Raw genomic sequence first — 472 nt, 5'->3', positions numbered from 1 at the left:
CGATTTTAATAAATTTTATGGGAACAATTGATATGTCTTCATTAGGAGAGATACATTTTGGTATAGTAAAGGATACACTTCCTGTACGAACAGAGCAATGGTTGAAGAAGTATGGTGTGTTAAGTGTATATGACACAAAAATGCATCTAATACGTGAAATTAAGGATATTAAAACGGATACAATTGGAGTTGTTAGAGATGGTAAAGGGATAAAAACTGTGCTTTATGGAAATGAGATTAATGCTATAAAAAATGTTGGAAAGACATTGCCAGAGATGTTTAGACTAAAGGGAGATTTAAAAGATGTTGAGGTTACAATATTGCCTAAAGATAGTATTTTAAAAGAGTTTCAAAATGTTTTTATTGCTATGATTTTAATTACTGCTATGTTTATGGGATGCACCTTTAATGCAATGAATATTATATCTGAAAAAGAAGATGGAATATCATTTATAAATGAAATTTTACCACA

The 472-nt window shown here is 29.2% G+C and carries 1 protein-coding gene; it reads left to right on the top strand.

Annotated elements, in window-relative coordinates; translation table 11 throughout:
- Positions 1-2: 2 nt before the first annotated feature.
- Positions 3-472 (top strand): ABC transporter permease (locus K0040_RS20100; RefSeq protein ID WP_228110453.1); only part of this gene is annotated, 470 nt, incomplete at its 3' end.

It is taken from the genome of Terrisporobacter petrolearius, assembly GCF_020748185.1.
Lineage (GTDB): Bacteria > Bacillota > Clostridia > Peptostreptococcales > Peptostreptococcaceae > Terrisporobacter > Terrisporobacter petrolearius.
This window is presented reverse-complemented; position numbering and strand designations above follow the sequence as displayed.